Below are 18,748 nucleotides of genomic sequence, written 5' to 3'. Positions count from 1 at the left end.
AGGGTGTGTTCGACCAGCCAACGACCCCGAGGAACGATGAAAACCACCCGACTTGTGCAACGCCTTTTCCTGGCCCTCCTGATCGGCGTGCCGAGCGCCTGGGCCGCCGAGCCTCAGCCCCAGCCCACGCCGGCCCCGGCGCGGGCCGCGGAGCCGCAGGCCATTCCGGCGCCGCCGCAACTGGCCTCCACCGCCTATCTGCTGATGGATGCCGCCAGCGGCCAGGTGCTGATCGAGAGCAACGGCGATCAGCGCCTGCCGCCGGCCAGCCTGACCAAGCTGATGACCGCCTATATCGCCACCCTGGAGATCAAGCGCGGGCAGATCAAGGAAAGCGACCTGGTCACCGTCAGCGAGCGCGCTTGGCGTACCGGCGGTTCGCGGATGTTCATCCAGGTCGGCACCCAGGTGAGCGTCAGCGACCTGCTGCACGGCATCATCATCCAGTCCGGCAACGACGCCAGCGTGGCGCTGGCCGAGCACATCGCCGGCAGCGAGGACGCCTTCGCCGACATGATGAACGCCACCGCCCAGCGCCTCGGCCTGAGCAACACCCACTTCATGAACGCCACCGGCCTGCCGCATGCGGAGCACTATTCCTCGGCCCACGACATGGCCAAGCTGGCCCGCGCAATCATCTACGACGATCCGGCGCATTATGCGATCTACGCGCAGAAGGAATTCTTTTGGAACAACATCAAGCAGCCGAACCGCAACCTGCTGCTGTGGCGCGACAAGACCGTGGACGGTTTGAAGACCGGCCACACCGACGAGGCCGGTTACTGTCTGGTGGCTTCCGCGGTACGCGACGGCCAGCGGCTGATCGCCGTGGTGTTCGGCACCAAGAGCGAACAGGCGCGCGCCGCCGAAACCCAGAAGCTGCTGACTTACGGCTTCCGCTTCTTCGAGACCCAGACCTTCTTCCAGAAGAATGTCGAGCTGGCCCGTTCGCCGGTCTGGAAAGGCGCCAACAACGAGGTTAGGATCGGTCTGGCCGAGGATTTGACCCTGACCCTGCCGCGCAACCAGCTCAAGCAAGTGACCACCACCAGCGCCTTCGAGCCGCAACTGATCGCGCCGATCCAGCAGGGCGCCGTGGTCGGCAAGGTCGAGGTCCGGCTAGGCGAGCAGGTGTTGCGCAGCGTTGATCTGATAGCCCTGGAAGCCGTCGAGGAGGGTGGTCTGTTCCGTCGTCTATGGGATAGCATCCGTCTGTTCTTCTACAGTTTGTTCAACTGAACCTCGACCGACCGCCGCCCGCCGTTTCCGGCGGGTGGCCGTCCCCGCGGGCCGACCGTCCGCCGCCGCCATGACCGATACCGACGTACAAGCTCCGAAAATCGAATTTCCCTGCGAGCGCTACCCGATCAAGGTGATCGGCGATGCCGGCGAGGGCTTCGCCGACCTGGTGGTCGAAGTGATCCAGCGGCATGCGCCCGACCTGGACAGTTCCACCCTTAGGTTGCGCGATAGCCGCAACGGACGCTTCCTCTCGGTACAGGTGCTGATCACCGCCACCGGCGTCGAGCAACTGCAGGCCATCCACCTCGACCTGCGCGCCACCGGGCGCGTGCACATGGTACTCTGATGACGGCAGTGATCGGTGTCCGCGAACTGGGCCTGCTCGACTACCTGCCGGCCTGGCAGGCGATGCAGCGCTTCACCGACCAGCGGGGAGCACAGACGCCCGACGAACTCTGGCTGCTCGAGCATCCCCCGGTGTTCACCCAGGGCCAGGCCGGCAAAGCCGAGCATCTGCTGTTCCCCGGCGACATTCCGGTGGTGCAGGTGGACCGCGGCGGTCAGGTGACCTACCACGGCCCTGGCCAGTTGGTCGGCTACCTGCTGCTAGATGTGCGTCGTTCGGGGATAGGCGTGCGCGAACTGGTCAGCCGCATCGAGCGCAGCCTGATCGAGCTGCTTGCCGGCTACGACGTGGAGGCCCATGCCAGGCCGGATGCGCCGGGGGTCTATGTCGGCGAGATGAAGATCGCCTCCCTCGGCCTGCGCATCCGCAACGGCCGCTCTTTCCATGGACTGGCGCTGAACGTGGACATGGACCTGGCGCCCTTCCAGCGCATCAATCCCTGCGGCTATGCCGGCATGCTCATGACACAACTCAAGGATCAGGCCCGCGGGCCGGTCGAATTCGCCGAGGTGCGCAGCCGCCTGCGTGCACAGCTCGCTGCGCAGCTCGGTTACGCTGAAGCGAAGACCCTTATGGGCGGGATCGAAAGCATATGAGTACGACGGAAACCACGGGCAAGAGCCCGGCCAAGGTCGAAACCGGAGTCAAGCTGCGTGGCGCGGAGAAGGTCGCCCGCATCCCGGTAAAAGTCATTCCGACCGAGGAGCTGCCGCGCAAGCCGGACTGGATCCGCGTGCGCATGCCGGCTTCCCCCGAGGTCGAGCGGATCAAGCAACTGCTGCGCCAGCACAAGCTGCACAGCGTCTGCGAGGAGGCCTCCTGCCCGAACCTCGGCGAATGCTTCGCCGGCGGCACCGCTACCTTCATGATCATGGGCGACATCTGCACCCGCCGCTGCCCATTCTGCGACGTCGGCCACGGCCGCCCGAACCCGCTCGACCCCGACGAGCCGAGGAACCTCGCTGTCGCCGTCGCCGACCTGCGCCTGAAGTACGTGGTGATCACCTCGGTGGACCGCGACGATCTGCGCGACGGTGGCGCCCAGCACTTTGCCGACTGCCTGCGCGAGATCCGCCGGCTGAGTCCCGGCACCCAGTTGGAAACCCTGGTGCCGGACTATCGCGGACGTATGGAGATCGCTCTCGACATTACCGCGGCCGAGCCGCCGGACGTGTTCAACCACAACCTGGAAACCGTGCCGCGCTTGTACAAGGCCTCGCGTCCGGGGGCGGACTTCGAATGGTCGCTGGACCTGCTGGAGGCTTTCAAGAAGCGCGTACCGGCTGTGCCGACCAAGTCCGGGCTGATGCTCGGCCTCGGCGAAACCGACGAAGAAGTGATCGAGGTGATGAAGCGCATGCGCGAGCACGAGATCGACATGCTCACCCTCGGCCAGTATCTGCAGCCCTCGCGCAACCACCTGGCGGTGCAGCGCTTCGTCCATCCCGACACCTTCGCCTGGTTCGCCGAAGAGGGCGAAAAGATGGGCTTCAAGAACGTCACCTCCGGCCCGCTGGTGCGTTCCTCCTATCACGCCGACCAGCAGGCCCACGGCGCGAAAGGCGACTGATCGTCCGCCGCGCGGGAGGTTTCGAACGGGGCCTGCGCGCCTCGGAGCGGAATGTTCCCGCCCCGGCCTCATGCTCTCCATGCCTAGCGCGGAGCCCTCGGCAGCCGCCCGCCGGAAAACGCGAATCTTTTGCGCCCCCCTCGGTCAAGACCTAAGTGTCCTGGGGCCGGAGTCCGTCCAGCGTTCGACCGGCCGGCCCGGATCGCGGCTTCCCGGCCGCGCGCCGCTCGCGCCCGCATGGCACGGTCCGGGGCTCGGGATATCGGACTCCGGTCGCGGCACTTTGCTCGCATGCTTTCGCGCTCTATGGGCGCTCGCCGCGCCGCTCGGTCCGGATTTCGGACTCTCATCCAGCGGGGTTTGCCATGGCAACGACGGTCGGTGACTTTCTGGTTGAGCGCCTGTACCAATGGGGTGTGCGACGCATCTACGGCTATCCGGGCGACGGCATCAACGGGGTGTTCGGCGCCCTGAGCCGTGCCCAGGAGAAGATCCGCTTCATCCAGGTCCGCCACGAGGAAATGGCCGCCTTCATGGCTTCGGCGGAGGCCAAGTTCGGCGGCGGCCTGGGCGTCTGCATCGCCACCTCGGGGCCGGGCGCTTCGCACCTGATCACGGGGCTCTACGATGCCTGCCTGGACCACATGCCGGTGCTGGCGATTGCCGGCCAGCAGGCGCGCACCGCCATGGGCGGGCACTATCAGCAGGAAGTGGACCTGGGGTCGATGTTCAAGGACGTGGCGGGAGCCTTCGTCCAGCAGGCCAGTGTGCCGGAGCAGGTGCGCCATCTGCTCGACCGGGCGATCCGCACCGCGCTGGGCGAGCGCCGGGTGACCGCCATCGTTTTGCCCAACGACCTGCAGGAGATGGACTACAGCGAGCCGCCGCACGCGCACGGCACCCTGCACTCCGGCATCGGCTACAGCCGCCCCAGGAAGCTGCCGTACGACGAGGACCTGCAGCGCGCCGCCGAAGTGCTCAATGCCGGCAGCAAGGTCGCCATCCTGGTCGGCGCCGGTGCCCTGGGGGCCAGCGACGAGGTTATCCAGGTCGCCGAAACGCTCGGCGCCGGCGTGGCCAAGGCGCTGCTCGGCAAGGCGGCGCTGCCCGACGAACTGCCCTGGGTCACCGGCTCCATCGGTCTGCTCGGCACCGAGCCGAGCTACAAGCTGATGAGCGAATGCGACACGCTGCTGATGATCGGCTCCGGCTTTCCCTATTCCGAATTCCTGCCCAGGGAGGGTCAGGCGCGTGGCGTGCAAATCGACCTCAAGGCCGACATGCTCGGCCTGCGCTATCCGATGGAGGTCAATCTGGAGGGCGACGCCGCCGAAACCCTGCGCGCCTTGCTGCCGCTGCTACGGGAAAAGGAGGATCGCCGCTGGCGCGCCGACATCGAGGAGTGGCGCGGCGACTGGGAGAAGAAGCTCGAGCGTCGCGCCCTAGCCTCGGCCAAGCCGATCAACCCGCAGCGAGTGGTCTTCGAGCTGTCGCCGCGCCTGCCCGAACAGGCTGTCGTCACCTGCGACTCCGGCTCCTGCGCCAACTGGTTCGCCCGCGACCTGAAAATCCGCCGCGGCATGATGTGCTCGCTGTCCGGCGGTCTAGCCTCCATGGGCGCCGCCGTGCCCTATGCCATCGCCGCCAAGTTCCTCTACCCGGAGCGCACGGTAGTGGCCCTGGTCGGCGACGGCGCCATGCAGATGAACAACATGGCCGAATTGATTACCGTCGCCAAGTATTGGCGGGAATGGCAGGACCCGCGCTGGATCTGCTGCGTGTTCAACAACCAGGACCTCAACCAGGTCAGTTGGGAGCAGCGGGTCATGGGGGGCGACCCGAAATTCGAGGCTTCGCAGAACATTCCCGACGTGCCCTATCACCGTTTCGCCGAATCCATCGGCCTCAGGGGCATTTACGTCGACCGCGACGACCTCGTCGCCGCCGCCTGGGAACAAGCCTTGGCCGCCGACCGGCCGGTGCTGATCGAGTTCAAGACCGACCCCGACGTGCCGCCGCTGCCGCCGCACATCACGCTAGAGCAGGCCAGGAAATTCGCCGGCACCCTACTGCGGGGCGACCCGAACCAGGTCGGCATCATCGCCCAGACCGCCAAGCAGGTGCTCGGCAGCGTCCTGCCCGGCCGTCACCGAGATGGCTGAGCGCTGGCGGGGCGGGAGCTTTCCGAAGCCGGCTTTTTCAAGGTCTCGCCCAAGGGAACGAGGCGATAGCGCTCTGGCGGGAGCGAACTTATTCGCGATGCGCATGGCCCCGAGCACGGATAAATCCGCTCCCACCCCTTGTCGACAAGCGGCCGGAGCCCTTGGCGGGGCTGTCTTTCGGGCTCCGGGCGACCGCTCATCGCCTGGCCGACCTGTCCTGGCGGGGCGCGGGCATGGTCGAAGCCGTCCCGCGACGACCGACAGGCAGGCCTGTCCGGGATGGCGCCGGGCTTGAAGGCGGCTCGGGCAAGGAGCGTGTCGCGCCTGTGGAGCCGCTCTACCGGGGAGAAGGGCTACCTGGGCTGGCGCAGGGCCTCGAGCAGTTCGCTGGTCGGGTAGCCGTCCGCCGGCCAGCCGAGGCGCTGCTGGAAGTTGCGCACCGCCTTGCGGGTATTGGCGCCGATGATGCCGTCGGCGCTGCCGGGGTCGAAGCCGTTGCTGGCCAGCAGGTTCTGCAGCTCGATGCGTTCGCTGCGGCTCAGCGGCGTATCGCCCAGCGGCCAGGCGGCAACGATCTGTCCGCGGTTCTGGAAGCGTTCGCCGAGTAGCCCGATGGCCAGCGCGTAGGAGGTGGAGTTGTTGTACCTGAGCACGCTGCGGAAGTTATCCAGCACCAGGAAGGCCGGGCCGCGATGCCCGGCGGGCAGCAGCAGGCTGGCCTGCTCGGCGTCCTGAACGGCGGTGGTGGGCAGAGCCAGGCCCAACTGGCGCCATTCGTGCAGCGACTTGCGGGTGGTCATGTCGGCCAGGGCATAGTCGAAGCCCTGCGGCAGCCGCACCTCGAACCCCCAGGGCTGGCCCCGGCGCCAGCCGGAGGCCTGTAGGTAGTGGGCGGTGGAAGCCAGGGCGTCGGCGGTCGAGTCCCAGATGTCGCGGCGTCCGTCGCCGTCGAAGTCGACCGCATGGCTGAGGTAGGTAGTCGGGATGAACTGGGTCTGGCCCATGGCGCCGGCCCAGGAGCCGATCATCCGTTCCGGTCGCACGTCGCCGTTCTGCAGGATCGATAGGGCCGCCAGCAACTGGTCGTGGGCGAACTGCGGACGGCGCCCCTCGAAGGCCAGGGTGGCCAGCGAGCGGATCACCGACTTGTTGCCCATCACCTGGCCGAAGTTGCTTTCCATGCCCCAGACCGCCACCAGTGCCTGGCGGTCGACGCCATAGCGCGCTTCGACCTGCTCCAGCAGCGCGGTGTGCTGGTTCAGCAGGGTCTTGCCGCTGCGCACCCGCTGCTCGGCCAGGGCGCCTTCCAGGTAGGTCCAGACCGGCCGGGTGAATTCCGGCTGGCTGCGGTCCGCGGAGATCACCGTGGGATCGGGGGCGACGCCGGCGAACGCCTGGTCGAAGAGCTGCGGCTGGATGCCGTTGGCCAATGCCTCGTTGCGAAAGCCGTCGCGCCAGTCCTCGAAGCTCGCGGCGACGGGCATCGCGGTCGGGAGAGCGGGAGGGGCGGCGACCGTCGGCGCCGTGGCCGTGCCGGAGGTGGCCGGAGGCGGCGCGACGACCGCCGGGGCGGAGTCGGCCGTGGGGGTGTCGACGCAGGCGGTCAGCAGGACCAGTGCGCTGCCGGCGATCAACTGGCGGAGGATCTGGCCGTGGGCCGGGGTGCGGAGCATCAGTACATCTCGGAAAGCTACGATCGAGCGGCGACCATAGCATGCCGGGGCAGGCTTGTCCGCCCGGACCGTCGGGAGAGAGGGCGCCCCGGTTGCGCCATACTGCTGGCGCGTGTAGGGTAGGTGCGCTCGCCGCTAGCGGATTGCCCAGGTCCTCGCCGTCATGTCCGGTTCTTCCCGCCATCGCCCCGTGTTCGTGCCGTGCCTCGCCGCACTGGCGCTGCTGCTGGCCATGTCGCTGATGCTGGTACTGACCTCGCTCGGCGAACTCCACGATTTTTCCCATGCGCCGTTCGGCGCACATGCCGATCTTGGGTTCGTCTCCGCTCCGAACGGCGATCCGGGCACCCACGCCCAGGCGGACGGAGAGAACGGCGACGCCTTCCATGCGCTGCTCCATTCCGCCCATTGCGCCGGGCATGTCGCACAATTGGCTTTGGCCGCCTTCCCGCGCCTGACCGTGGTTCCGGCGGGACCCGCCCGAGTCCGGGACGAAACGCCGCTGCTGCCCGCATCGCCCCTCAACGCTCCCTTCCGACCGCCGATCGCCGCGTAAGCCTCCGCCGGCCCATGGCCGGGGTTCCCTTACCCTGATTCGATCGGAGTCTTCACATGCGTTCACGATTCGCGGCGCTCGCCGTCTGGGTCGCGGTGTCCGCCGCGGCCTGGCCCGCGCTCGGCGCCGACCATCTTTCCCTGGACGACGCCTTCGCCCGCGTCGCCACCAACCATCCGGAGTTGCGTCTGTTCGACAGCCGTGGCGCGCTGCTCGCCGCGGAGCGCGAGCGGGCCGCCCTGCGCCCGGCGCTGGTCGCTGGCGCCACCCTGGAAAACGCCTTCGGCAGTGGCGAGGCGCGTGGCTTGCAAGGCGCCGAACTGACCCTCACGCTGGCCTCGGTGCTGGAGCGCGGCGGCAAGCTCGATGCGCGCCAGACCCTGGCCCGCAGCCGCATCGACGCCCTGGCGGTCGAGCGTGAAGCGCGGCGCCTGGATCTGCTGGCCGAAGTGGCCCGGCGCTATCTGGCCATGGTCGCCGCCCGCCGCCAAGGCGAGATCGCCGAGCAGGACATCGCCCAGCGCCAGCGTACCCTGGCCGGGGCGCGTCGGCGCCTGCAGGCCGGCGCCTCGCCGGAGTCGGTGGTGTTCACCGCCGAGGCGGCACTGGCCCGCGCCGAGTTGGAGAAGGCCCGCGCGCGGCAGCGTTTCGAGGCCGCGCGCCAGTATCTGGCGGCGCTCTGGGGCGAGCGCGATCCGCGTTTCGACATCGCCGCCGCCGATCCCGCGGCCTTGCCGGAGATCGCCGACTTCGCCGCGCTGGGCGCACTGCTCGAAGACAGCCCGGAACTGACCCAGTTCGTCGGCGAGCGGCGCATCCGCGAGGCGCGCCTGCAACTGGCGCGCAGCCAGGCGACGGCGGATCTGAGCTGGCAGGCCGGTATGCGCCGCCTTGAGGCGAGCGACGATTTCGGCATGGTCGGCACCCTGTCGTTGCCGCTGGGGGAGACGCGCCGTGCCGCGCCGGAGATCCGCGCCGCCGAGGCCGAGCTGGGCGCGCTGGAGATCGAGCGCGAGGCACGCGAGCTGTCGCTGCACTCGACCCTGGCCGAGGCCCACGGCCGCTATCGCGCCGCGCAACTTGAAGTGCGCCGCCTGAGGGACGAGGTGATTCCTCTGCTGTCGCGCGCCGAGGGCGCCGCCGAGCGTGCCTATCGCGCCGGCGCCATCAGTTACCTGGAGTGGGCCCAACTGCAATCCGAGCGGACCGCCGCCCGCCGCCAGCAGCTCGACGCCGCGCTCGACGCCCAGCGCACCCTCATCGAAATCCAGCGGCTTACCGGCCAGCCCCTGATCGCCGGCCAGCCCACCGACAAAGGAAACACCCCGTGAAAACCTCTTTCCTGGCTGGCCTGCCGCTGGCCCTGATCCTGGCGCTGGCTGGCTGTGACGGCCAGCCGGCGGGCGAGTCCGCCCATCACGAACATGCCGGCGAACATGACGAGCATGACGAGCCGCCCAAGGGCGAACACGGCGGTCGCCTGCTCGAAGAGGGCGCGCTGGCCGTCGAGCTGGCCGTCGCCGAAAAAGGCACGCCGCCGAAATACCAGGCCTGGCTGTACCGCGACGGCCGGTTGCTGCCGGCCTCGGCCGGCAGCGTCGAGGTACGTCTCAAGCGCCTCGGCGAGCGTTCCGAGAGTCACCGGCTGGAAGCCCTGGCCGATGGCAGCCTGATGGCTTCCAGCGTAGTCGGCGAGCCGCACTCCTTCGACGTCGAGGTGCTCGCCAGCATCGAAGGCCAGGCGTTGCACTGGAGCTACCCGAGCTACGAGGGGCGTACCGAGATCGAACAGGCCATCGCCGAGGAGGCCGGCATCCGCGTGGCGCCGGCCGGCCCCGGCGAAATCGCCGACACCCACGAGGTGCAGGGGCTGCTGACCCCGGTCGAGGGCAGGATCGCCAAGGTCATGGCGCGCTTTCCCGGACCGATCCGTCGCCTTGCGGTGGATGTCGGCGACCGGGTCCGCGCCGGACAGACTCTGGCCAGCGTGGAGAGCAACCTGAGCCTGACCGAGTATGCGGTGAGCGCGCCGATCTCCGGCGTGGTGCTGGTGCGCAATGCCAGCCTCGGCGCCCTGGCGGGCGAGGGCGCGCCCCTGTTCGAGATCGCCGACCTGTCGACCTTGTGGGTCGATCTGCACCTGTTCGGCGCCGATGCCCAGTACATCCGCCCCGGCCTGCCCGTCGAGGTGACCCGTCTGAGCGACGGCGCCAGCGCGCGCAGCGTCGTCGAGCGCGTGCTGCCCGGCACCGCGACCGCCAGCCAGAGCACCGTGGCGCGCGCCAGCCTGGCCAACGCCGACGGCTTCTGGCGCCCCGGCTCGGCGGTCAAGGCACGCATCGTCGTCGCTCGCCAGCCGGCCGCGCTGGTCGTGCCGCTGGCGGCGCTGCAGAGCTTTCGCGACTGGCAGGTGGTGTTCGTCCGCGTCGGCGACACCTACGAGGTGCGTCCGGTCGAGCTGGGCAAGCGCGATGCCGAACGGGTCGAGGTGCTCTCGGGAATCGAGCCGGGCGACCAGGTGGTGGTCGAGCAGAGTTATCTGGTGAAGGCGGACATCGAAAAGTCCGGCGCTTCCCACGACCATTGAGGATGCCGCGATGCTCGAGAACATTATCCGTTTCGCCATCGTTCAGCGCTGGCTGATGCTCGCCCTCACCCTGGCCCTGGCGGGCCTGGGCGGCTGGAGTTTCACCAGGTTGCCGATCGACGTCACCCCGGACATCACCAACGTCCAGGTGCAGATCAACACCGAGGCTCCGGGCTACTCGCCGCTGGAGGCCGAACAGCGCGTGACCTTCCCCATCGAGACCGCGCTGGCCGGCCTGCCGGGCCTCGACTACACGCGCTCGATCTCGCGCTATGGCCTGTCGCAAGTCACCGTGGTGTTCGAGGACGGCACCGACCTATACTTCGCCCGCCAGCAGGTCGGCGAGCGCCTGCAGCAGGTGCGCACGCAACTGCCGGCCGGCCTCGAACCGGCCATGGGGCCGATCGCCAGCGGCATGGGCGAAATCTTCATGTACACGCTCGATGCCGACACCGATGCGCGCAAGCCCGACGGCACGCCCTGGAGCGCCACCGACCTGCGCACCCTGCAGGACTGGGTGGTGCGCCCGCAACTGCGCAATACCCCCGGCGTCACCGAGGTCAATACTATCGGCGGCTTCGCCCGGCAGATCCACATCACTCCCGATCCGGCGCGGCTGGTCGCCCTGGGCTTCACGCTGCAGGACGTGGTCCGCGCGGTGGCGGCGAACAACCGCAATCTCGGCGCCGGCTACATCGAGCGCAACGGCCAGCAGTTCCTGGTCCGCGCGCCCGGACAGATCGCCGACCTCGATGGTCTGCGCGACATCGTGCTGGATCGCCGTGAGGGCGTGCCGATCCGCGTGCGCGACGTGGCCGAGGTGGGCGAGGGGCCGGAGCTGCGCAACGGCGCGGCCACCCAGAACGGCCGCGAAGTGGTGCTGGGCACGGTGTTCATGCTGATCGGCGCCAATAGCCGCGAGGTCGCCCAGGCCTCGGCAGAAAGGCTGGCCCAGGCCAACCTGAGCCTGCCGCCTGGGATCAGCGCCAACCCGGTCTACGACCGCACCCGGCTGGTCGAGCGCACCATCGAGACGGTGGCCAGGAACCTGGCCGAGGGCGCGCTGCTGGTGATCGTGGTGCTGTTCCTGCTGCTCGGCAACTTCCGCGCGGCGCTGATCACCGCCTTGGTGATCCCGCTGTCCATGCTGTTCACCGTCACCGGCATGCTGCGTGGCGGGGTATCGGGCAACCTGATGAGCCTGGGCGCGCTGGACTTCGGCTTGATCGTCGACGGCGCGGTGATCATCATCGAGAACTGCCTGCGCCGCTTCGGGATGCTGCAGCAGGCGCTGGGCCGGCCGATGAGCGACGGCGAGCGGCTGGATGCCGCGGCTTCGGCCAGCGCCGAGGTGATCCGCCCGAGCCTGTTCGGTTTGGGCATCATCGCCGCCGTCTACCTGCCAATCCTCACCCTCACCGGGGTCGAGGGACGGATGTTCCAGCCGATGGCGATCACCGTGGTGCTGGCCCTGAGCGGTGCCATGCTGCTGTCGCTGACCTTCGTGCCGGCGGCCATCGCGCTGTTCTTGCGTGGCCACATGGCCGAGCATGACACGCGCCTGATGCGCTGGGCGCGGCGCGGCTACGCGCCGCTGCTGGGCTGGTCGCTGCGCCGGCGCGGCTGGCTGATCGCCATGGCGCTGGCGCTGGTCGCCATTTGCACGGCGCTCGCCGGCCGGCTGGGCAGCGAGTTCGTACCGAGCCTCGACGAAGGTGACATCGCCCTGCACGCGCTGCGCATTCCCGGTACCAGTCTGGACCAGGCGATCCGCATGCAGGCGACCCTGGAGACGCGCATCAAGCAGTTCCCCGAGGTCGAGCGGGTGTTCGGCAAGCTCGGCACCGCCGAGGTGGCCACCGACCCGATGCCGCCCTCGGTGGCCGACACCATCCTGATCCTCAAGCCGCGCGAACAGTGGCCCGATCCGCGCAAGCCCAAGGCCGAACTGATCGCCGAGATCGAGACGGCGGTCAAGCGCCTGCCGGGCAACAACTACGAGTTCACCCAACCGATTCAGATGCGCATGAACGAACTGATCTCGGGGGTGCGCGCCGACGTGGCGATCAAGCTCTACGGCGACGACCTGGAGCAACTGGTGGCGGTCGGCCGGCAGATCGAGCGCGCCGCCAGGGCAGTGCCGGGCGCGGCCGATGTCAAGCTGGAGCAGGCCACCGGGCTGCCGCTGCTCAGCGTCACTCCCGACCGCCAAGCACTGGCGCGCTACGGTCTCAACCCCGGCGCGGTGCAGGACACCCTGGCCACGGCGGTCGGCGGCGAGGTCGCCAGCCAGTTGTTCGAGGGCGACCGGCGCTTCGACATCGTGGTGCGCCTGCCCGAGCGCCTGCGCCAGGACCCGGCGGCACTGGCCGACCTGCCGATCCCGCTCGGCGACGACCGCAACGCCGACGAGTCCAGCCGCGCCGCCGCCTGGCTGGCCGGCGCGCCGCAGACCGTGCCGCTGCGCGAGGTGGCGACCCTGGAGATCCAGCAGGGGCCCAACCAGATCAACCGCGAGAACGGCAAGCGCCGGGTGGTGGTGACCGCCAACGTGCGCGGGCGCGACCTCGGCGGCTTCGTCGTCGAACTGCGCCAGCGGGTGGCCGCCGAGGTCGAGGTGCCGCCCGGCTACTGGATCGACTATGGCGGCACCTTCGAGCAGATGATCTCGGCCAGCCAGCGCCTGGCGATCGTGGTGCCGGTGACCCTGACGCTGATCTTCGCCCTGTTGTTCTGGGCCTTCAATTCGGTGCGCGATGCGCTCATCGTGTTCAGCGGGGTACCGCTGGCGCTGACCGGCGGAGTGATTGCCCTGGCGTTGCGCGGCATTCCGCTGTCGATCTCCGCCGGGGTAGGCTTTATCGCCCTGTCCGGGGTAGCGGTGCTCAACGGGCTGGTGATGATCGCCTCGGTGAGCCGCCTGCACGAGCGCGGCGCCGGGCTGGAAACGGCGATCGTCGAGGGCGCCCTCGGCCGCCTGCGCCCGGTGCTGATGACCGCCCTGGTCGCCTCGCTGGGCTTTTTGCCGATGGCCTTCAACGTCGGCGCCGGTTCCGAGGTGCAGCGGCCGCTGGCGACCGTGGTCATCGGCGGAATCCTTTCCTCGACCCTGCTGACCCTGGTGGTGCTGCCGGCGCTGTACCGCTGGCTACACGCTGAAAAGGACGCGCCCGGACCGCGGCCGGAGGAGGCATGCGCGGCCGTGCCGGCGCGCCGGCAGGAGGAGCCGAGCGCCTGAGCCTGCCGCGCCCGGCTCGCTGCCATCCTCAAAACGTCTGCCGGTCGTCGGCTTCAAGCGCCGCTTCGAGGCTGGCGGACCGTGGCCAGGGAGGAATGAAGGGCTCCTGCAACACCCGCCCGGATCGATGGCGTCGCGCGCCATCAGCGGATGCTTGGCCGGCAGCGCCAGCATCAGCGCCTCCCTGCGCACCGGTTCCTGCTCGATGTCCGGCTCGCCCGGCACCAGGCGGTCAAGGACGTGCTCGACCCGGCCACCCAGACCGGCATCCACGCTCACCACAACCTGAGCCTCGGGGTGGCCAACTCCCTCGTCGCGGTGGAGGAGGGCTGCGACCGCATCGATGCCAGCCTGGTGGGCATGGGCGTTGGCACCGGCAACGCGCCGCTGGAAGTGTTCGTCGCCGTGGCCGAGCAGTTGGGCTGGAACCACAACACCGATCTCTATACATTGAGGGACGCCGCCGACGAGATCGTCCGGCCGCTGCAGGACCGTCCGGTGTGGGTCGACCGCGAGACGCTGGCGCTGGGTTATGCCGGGGTCTATTCGAGCTTCCTGCGCCATGCCGAGGTGGCGGCGGCGAAATATGGCCTAAGCACCCTGGACATCCTGATCGAGCTGGGTCGGCGGCGGATAGTCGGCGGCCAGGAGGACATGATCGTCGATGTGGCGCTGGATCTGCTGCGCCAGCGGGGGGCGCTGCCCGGTAGGCCTCGGTGTAACGAGCCGACCGCTTTGTCCGGCCTGGCCGTGGCGGTTTTCGAGCCCGGCAGCGGTTCCGCTGCCGGGCCTTTTTGCCAAGACAGGAAGCGAATGCGATGAAGCCTTCTCTGTGCCTGGCCGAAAGCATCAACCTGGCCCTGCGCGTCCTGCAAGCGGCGCTCGACCGGGCCATGGCGCTGTCGGTGCGAGTGAGCATCGTGGTGGTTGACGCGGCAGGCCTGCCGATCCACACCGCGCACATGGATAGCGCGCCGCTGCAATGCCGCGACATCGCCCCGAACAAGGCGCCGACCGCCGTCGTCGGGGTGCCGACGCGGGTCTGGGAAGAGCGCTTGGCCGGAATGTCCGACGCGGCTTGCCAGGGTCTGCCGCTGCAGCCGCGTATGGCCCTGTTCGGCGGTAAAGAGCCTTTTCCGTTCGAGGGGGTGGCAGTGGGTGCCATCAGCATCTCGGGTACTTCCGAACAGCAGGACGAGCAATGCGCCCAGGCGGCGGCGCGCGCCGTGCTGGCCCTGCTGGATGCGCCTTCGGCATAGCGCGCCGCCGCGCTTTTCCGTGGCGCTTTCGACGGCAGCGGAACTGAACGGCTGGTTTTCTCCGACGCACGCAAAAACGGCGAGAAGTTGGCCTCGCCGTTTTGCTTCTTACGCCCCTGTGCTCGTCGTCCTGACGAAGTAGCCGCATCCTGCGACTGTCCCATCGGCCGCCATCCCTGGTCGGCCTGCGTCGATCCTTCGACGTCTTGGCGGGATTCAATCTACGCCGCTGGCCGTTCCGAACCAATGGGGAGAGCGCCCCATCTGCTGTAGGCGATGGCTTACGGCACGAAAGTCCCTGTCATACTGCGCGGCCTTTTTTATCGTCAGTCCGGGGCCACGAGCTTCGAGGGACCCGGACGGGATTGCAGCATGAGTGGTGTTCATCGATGACAGGTAGGAAGAAACTGCTAGAAGCAAGGGTAGTGCATGTTTCCGACGGGGATACCCTGAAGGCGAACTGTGGCGACGGTCTGATCGTGGTGGTGCGGTTGTGCAGCATCGATACCCCTGAGCAGGCCCAGCCCTATGGTGCGGAGGCGAGAGAGGCACTGGCGGCGCTGGTGCTCAACAAGAGCGTTAGGATCGAGCAGACGGCTCGGGATCGTTATGGCCGGATTGTCGGCAGGGTCTTTCGCGGGCGCACGTTCGTCAATGAGGAAATGGTCAGACACGGCCATGCCTGGGTTTACCACGACTATTGCAAAGAGCCGGAGTTTGCCCGGCTGGAAGAGCGGGCACGCAGGGCCAGGCAGGGGCTGTGGGCCTTGCCGAAGGCGAAGCGGGTACCGCCGTGGGAGTGGCGCAAGCTCGGGAAAGGGAAGGCCCGGCCAGTTGAAAAGAGCTGGAGGCCATGGCTGCTGGCGATGCTAGTGGCGGGCGTGCTGGCCGGTGGTGCCTACCTGTGGGTAACGGGGCGTCTGGATATTTCCCGGTGGGTCCCGGACATCATCTTTCGGTTCTTGAGTGCCTGACAGGCCCATCTCCCGGCATCGTTGTCGCTTGGTTGACGTACGGCCGACCGAAAGCACGGCACGCGGGCACCTCTAAAAACGTAGGCGAGGCAGTCAGCGCAAGGCAAAAACAGGCGAAAAAGCGGAGTTTACGCGCTGTAAATGAGCATTTTGAGCCTGTTTTTAACGCAGCGATGACCACGCAGGTGGTTTTTAGATGTGCCCATGCGTAGCCGCTGAACGCTCATGGCGAGACGCCTGGGCATTGAGGCGCACGGCGGGAAGAGCTGCGAAACGTACGGCTCGCGGCGCGTGCCGGGGAGATTTCCGCCGTGGCGGCGAAGAAGGTATGGGGCGAGCGGGGAGAGGGGAGGCGGGCCTTTCAGGCAGCCAGAAAGACGAAAGCCTCCCGGTCGTCGGACCGGAAGGCTTCGCGGCGATAGCTGCCCTTGCCTTTCTTCGCGGGTTCCTGGCGGCAACGGAACAAGGGTTGTGCGACCAGGGACTTGGCCTTGTTGGGCCGGGAAACGGATTTCTTCGCCATGGGCGTCCTCCTGTGGGCCTGCCCCATGCAGGCGTGCGCATCATGCGCGGCTGGTCAAAAAATGTCCAGCGGTGCGGCGTGTGGCCGCGCCCGTCCGCTCCGATATCGCTTCCCGTGAACGGATATCCGGACGGCCCGACTGGAATTTGCCCGATGGACGGACTATATGCAGGTATCTCCGGCAAAACAAAAACAAGGATGAAGTAGAAATGGAGTTTTCCAACCAACAGAAGTTGATCGTCACCCTGCTCACCGATATCCACGCCCGTCTTGGCATCGACAACGGCATCGACCCGCTCTTCGTGCAGCGGATGGTCCGGGACGACCACGGCTGGGCGCTCGGCTGGGCCTATCCCGGTTTGTTCGGAGACGGCGTCGAAGTCCCCGAGGCCGTCACCTTCGTCGCCGAAGTGCTGGGCATGTGGGACGCCATCGAGGAGGCCTATGCCGGCTTCGACGGGGTGCGCCGGGAGCAGTTGGCTAGGCTGGCCCCGGCTTTCGGGCGCGATCCCAGGTTTCGCGGTTTCGATGGCAACCACGAGGCCGATCTGCGCGGGATCGTCCAGATCCTGGTGAACAACCTGGGTCGCTGGCCGATCTTCAAGGGGCGCGATACTGACTCGCACCGGATCCTAGCCGATAGCTACCGGCGGATGCTGAAAGTGTACGAACGCTTCTCGGGTACTGGTTGCGCGTCCGGGCTGTCGGTAGAGGCATTGGCGGAAATACTGAACGCGGAAATTATCCCGAAGAGCGGCATGGAACTGGACGCCGACGTGTTGCTCCGGGCATGACCCCTTCTGGCCGCCGGCGCGTCGTCTCTCAGCGCTCCGGCGGCAGGCCCAGGCGCTGGCCGGCGATGGCCAGGGCCAGCCGGGCCAGGCCGTTCCACGGCTCGCCTTCGGCCTGGCCCTTGATCTGCGCATCGATCAGTTGGGCGTCCAGCAGCAACTGACTCCAGCGTGTCGCCGAGTGGCGCTGCAGGGCCTTGGCCAGCAGCGGACGGCGTTTTTCCCAGATCGGCGGGCGCGCCTGCGCGAAGGCCTTTTCCAGCGGCACGCCCTGGGCGTATTGCTGCGCCAGGCCGGCCAACTGGCGCAATTCGCGGGCCAGTGCCCAGAGGATCACCGGCGTTTCCACGCCTTCGCCGCGCAGTCCTTCGAGCATGCGCAGGGCATGAGCGGCGTGGCCGGCGAGGGCGGCGTCGAGCAGGCCGAAGACGTCGAAGCGGGCGCTGTCGGCCACCGCGGCCTGCACGGTATCGGCACCGACCTGATTGTTCTCGGCGAGCAACTTGAGCTTCTCGATCTCCTGGGCGGCGGCCAGCAGGTTGCCTTCGACGCGGGCGGCGATCAGTTCCAGCGCCTCCTGGCTGGCGGCCAACCCGGCCTGGGCCAGGCGCTGGCGGACCCACTGCGGCAGTTGCTGGGCGTCGACCGGCCAGACCTGCACGAATTGCACCTGCGGGGCGTCGAGCAGCGCCTTGGCCCACTTGCTCTTCTGGGTGGCGGCGTCGAGCTTGGGCAAGTCGATCAGCAGCAGGTTGTCCTCGGCGGGGCGGGCCAGGTATTCGAGGATCGCCGCGGCGCCCTTGTCGCCAGGCTTGCCGTTGGCGATGCGCAGTTCCAGCAGGCGTTTCTCGGCGAACAGCGACAGGCTGGCACCGGCCTCGTAAAGCTGATTCCAGTCGAAGCCTGCGTCGGCATTGAACACCTGGCGCTCGCTGAAGCCTTGGGCACGGGCGGCGGCGCGGATGGCGTCGCAGGCTTCCTGGCAGAGCAGCGGCTCGTCGCCGCTGACCACGTAGACCGGTGCCAGGCTGTCCTTAAGCTGTCTGGGGAGTTGCGCAAAAGAGAGTTTCATGGCGGCAGGGGCGGGGCCGCAGCCCCGCCCGGAGGCGTCAGGGCATGAGGGTGGGCGGCAGTTCGAGCGGCGACTGCTGCGGCTCGTCTTGCTGCTCTTCCCGGGCGCGGCGCTCCGCCTCCGCGGCCTGTGCCTCGGCCTCGGCGCGCTCCTTGGCCCGTTGCTCCATCAGGGCGATACGGTCCGGGGTGAGCTGCTGCAGGCGCAGCATCAGTTGCTGAACCATCTCGCGGCGCATTTCCTCGCGCAGTTGCTGGGCTTCCTGGGTCGAGGCAGTGACGTTGTTCTGGTCGTGGACGTAGACCTTGCGCACCTGCAGCTCGTTGTTGCCGAGCAACTGCTTGTGGGCATCGAGCAGTTCGTATTCGAGGGTGGTGGTCAGCTCGTATTCGACGCTGCGCGCCGAGCTGGTGTAGCTGGCGGTACGCTGCTTCTCGGTTTCGCGGGTGAGCACCAGTTCGTAGGGCGCGCCGGGATAGACCTTGACGCCACTGGCTTCGAGCTGGCTGCGCAGCATCCGCTGGGTCTCGCCGTAGGCGTTGCGGGCGCTCAGGTTGAGTTCGCTGATGGAGATGCGTCCGGTCTCGCCGGTACCGCGCAACTGGAAGCCGCAGGCGCCGAGCAGGCCGGTCAGGGCGATGAGCGCGAGGCTCCGTTTGATCATCTGGTTTCCCCTTTGAGTGACCGGCGGCGTC

The 18,748-nt window shown here is 68.1% G+C and carries 16 protein-coding genes and 1 pseudogene; 13 read left to right on the top strand and 4 right to left on the bottom strand.

The window, feature by feature from the left end:
• Nucleotides 1–36 precede the first annotated feature (36 nt).
• The 5 genes from ACGI6K_RS17735 (at nt 37) to ACGI6K_RS17715 (ending at nt 5,380) form a co-directional block, all read left to right on the top strand.
• Nucleotides 37–1,239, top strand: a complete 1,203-nt coding sequence (locus ACGI6K_RS17735) for a D-alanyl-D-alanine carboxypeptidase family protein (protein ID WP_376944858.1) — start codon at nt 37–39, stop codon at nt 1,237–1,239.
• A 70-nt stretch (nt 1,240–1,309) separates the two neighbouring features.
• Entirely contained in the window at nt 1,310–1,588 is a 279-nt protein-coding gene (locus ACGI6K_RS17730; RefSeq protein WP_012699514.1) for a DUF493 domain-containing protein, read from the top strand.
• Nucleotides 1,588–2,244 carry a lipoyl(octanoyl) transferase LipB gene (lipB, locus tag ACGI6K_RS17725; protein ID WP_376944860.1) on the top strand — a complete coding sequence of 219 codons (657 nt, stop codon included), beginning with the start codon at nt 1,588–1,590 and terminating at the stop codon, nt 2,242–2,244. Before ACGI6K_RS17730 ends, lipB begins: the two co-directional genes overlap by 1 nt.
• Nucleotides 2,241–3,218, top strand: a complete 978-nt coding sequence (gene lipA / locus ACGI6K_RS17720) for a lipoyl synthase (protein WP_376944862.1) — start codon at nt 2,241–2,243, stop codon at nt 3,216–3,218. The genes lipB and lipA overlap by 4 nt, the downstream gene beginning before the upstream one ends.
• Before the next feature lie 365 nt (nt 3,219–3,583).
• A complete protein-coding gene (locus ACGI6K_RS17715) occupies nt 3,584–5,380 on the top strand; it encodes a thiamine pyrophosphate-requiring protein (RefSeq protein WP_376944864.1) in 1,797 nt (598 codons plus the stop codon).
• A 353-nt stretch (nt 5,381–5,733) separates the two neighbouring features.
• On the opposite strand, the gene ACGI6K_RS17710 is transcribed toward ACGI6K_RS17715, so the two are convergent.
• Nucleotides 5,734–7,053, bottom strand: coding sequence for a lytic murein transglycosylase (locus ACGI6K_RS17710; RefSeq protein ID WP_376944866.1), 1,320 nt, complete (start codon nt 7,051–7,053; stop codon nt 5,734–5,736).
• Between the two features lie 163 nt (nt 7,054–7,216).
• On the opposite strand from ACGI6K_RS17710, the gene ACGI6K_RS17705 reads away from it, so the two are divergent.
• From ACGI6K_RS17705 to ACGI6K_RS17675, 7 genes and pseudogenes are all read left to right on the top strand, one after another.
• A complete protein-coding gene (locus tag ACGI6K_RS17705; RefSeq protein ID WP_376944868.1) occupies nt 7,217–7,609 on the top strand; it encodes a hypothetical protein in 393 nt (130 codons plus the stop codon).
• A gap of 56 nt (nt 7,610–7,665) precedes the next feature.
• A complete protein-coding gene (locus ACGI6K_RS17700; RefSeq protein WP_376944870.1) occupies nt 7,666–8,940 on the top strand; it encodes a TolC family protein in 1,275 nt (424 codons plus the stop codon).
• Nucleotides 8,937–10,196, top strand: coding sequence for an efflux RND transporter periplasmic adaptor subunit (locus tag ACGI6K_RS17695; protein WP_376944872.1), 1,260 nt, complete (start codon nt 8,937–8,939; stop codon nt 10,194–10,196). The genes ACGI6K_RS17700 and ACGI6K_RS17695 overlap by 4 nt, the downstream gene beginning before the upstream one ends.
• A gap of 10 nt (nt 10,197–10,206) precedes the next feature.
• Entirely contained in the window at nt 10,207–13,434 is a 3,228-nt protein-coding gene (locus ACGI6K_RS17690) for an efflux RND transporter permease subunit (protein WP_376944874.1), read from the top strand.
• Between the two features lie 204 nt (nt 13,435–13,638).
• Nucleotides 13,639–14,124 (top strand): annotated as a pseudogene (locus ACGI6K_RS17685) (4-hydroxy-2-oxovalerate aldolase); the annotation flags it as partial.
• A 128-nt stretch (nt 14,125–14,252) separates the two neighbouring features.
• Nucleotides 14,253–14,693: a GlcG/HbpS family heme-binding protein gene (locus ACGI6K_RS17680; protein WP_376944876.1), complete on the top strand. Its 441-nt coding sequence runs from the start codon at nt 14,253–14,255 to the stop codon at nt 14,691–14,693.
• A gap of 425 nt (nt 14,694–15,118) precedes the next feature.
• The gene (locus ACGI6K_RS17675; RefSeq protein WP_376944878.1) at nt 15,119–15,667 is read left to right on the top strand and encodes a thermonuclease family protein; all 549 of its coding nucleotides are present in this window, start codon (nt 15,119–15,121) and stop codon (nt 15,665–15,667) included.
• 361 nt (nt 15,668–16,028) lie between these two features.
• Here the strand turns inward: ACGI6K_RS17675 and arfA are convergent, their stop codons facing one another.
• The gene (gene arfA, locus ACGI6K_RS17670; protein WP_012699560.1) at nt 16,029–16,190 is read right to left on the bottom strand and encodes an alternative ribosome rescue factor ArfA; all 162 of its coding nucleotides are present in this window, start codon (nt 16,188–16,190) and stop codon (nt 16,029–16,031) included.
• A 209-nt stretch (nt 16,191–16,399) separates the two neighbouring features.
• Here arfA and ACGI6K_RS17665 point away from each other — a divergent pair, with 209 nt between their 5' ends.
• Entirely contained in the window at nt 16,400–16,984 is a 585-nt protein-coding gene (locus ACGI6K_RS17665; RefSeq protein WP_376944880.1) for a YfbU family protein, read from the top strand.
• A 28-nt stretch (nt 16,985–17,012) separates the two neighbouring features.
• Here the strand turns inward: ACGI6K_RS17665 and holA are convergent, their stop codons facing one another.
• Together holA and lptE are read right to left on the bottom strand one after the other, a co-directional pair.
• Nucleotides 17,013–18,053: a DNA polymerase III subunit delta gene (gene holA, locus ACGI6K_RS17660; protein WP_376944882.1), complete on the bottom strand. Its 1,041-nt coding sequence runs from the start codon at nt 18,051–18,053 to the stop codon at nt 17,013–17,015.
• 37 nt (nt 18,054–18,090) lie between these two features.
• Entirely contained in the window at nt 18,091–18,717 is a 627-nt protein-coding gene (gene lptE, locus ACGI6K_RS17655) for an LPS assembly lipoprotein LptE (RefSeq protein ID WP_376944884.1), read from the bottom strand.
• Nucleotides 18,718–18,748 lie beyond the last annotated feature (31 nt).

It is taken from the genome of Azorhizophilus paspali (genome assembly GCF_043587585.2).
Classification (GTDB): Bacteria; Pseudomonadota; Gammaproteobacteria; order Pseudomonadales; family Pseudomonadaceae; genus Azotobacter; species Azotobacter paspali.
Note: the sequence above shows the minus strand (reverse complement) of the source record. Positions and strands in the feature narration are given on the sequence as shown.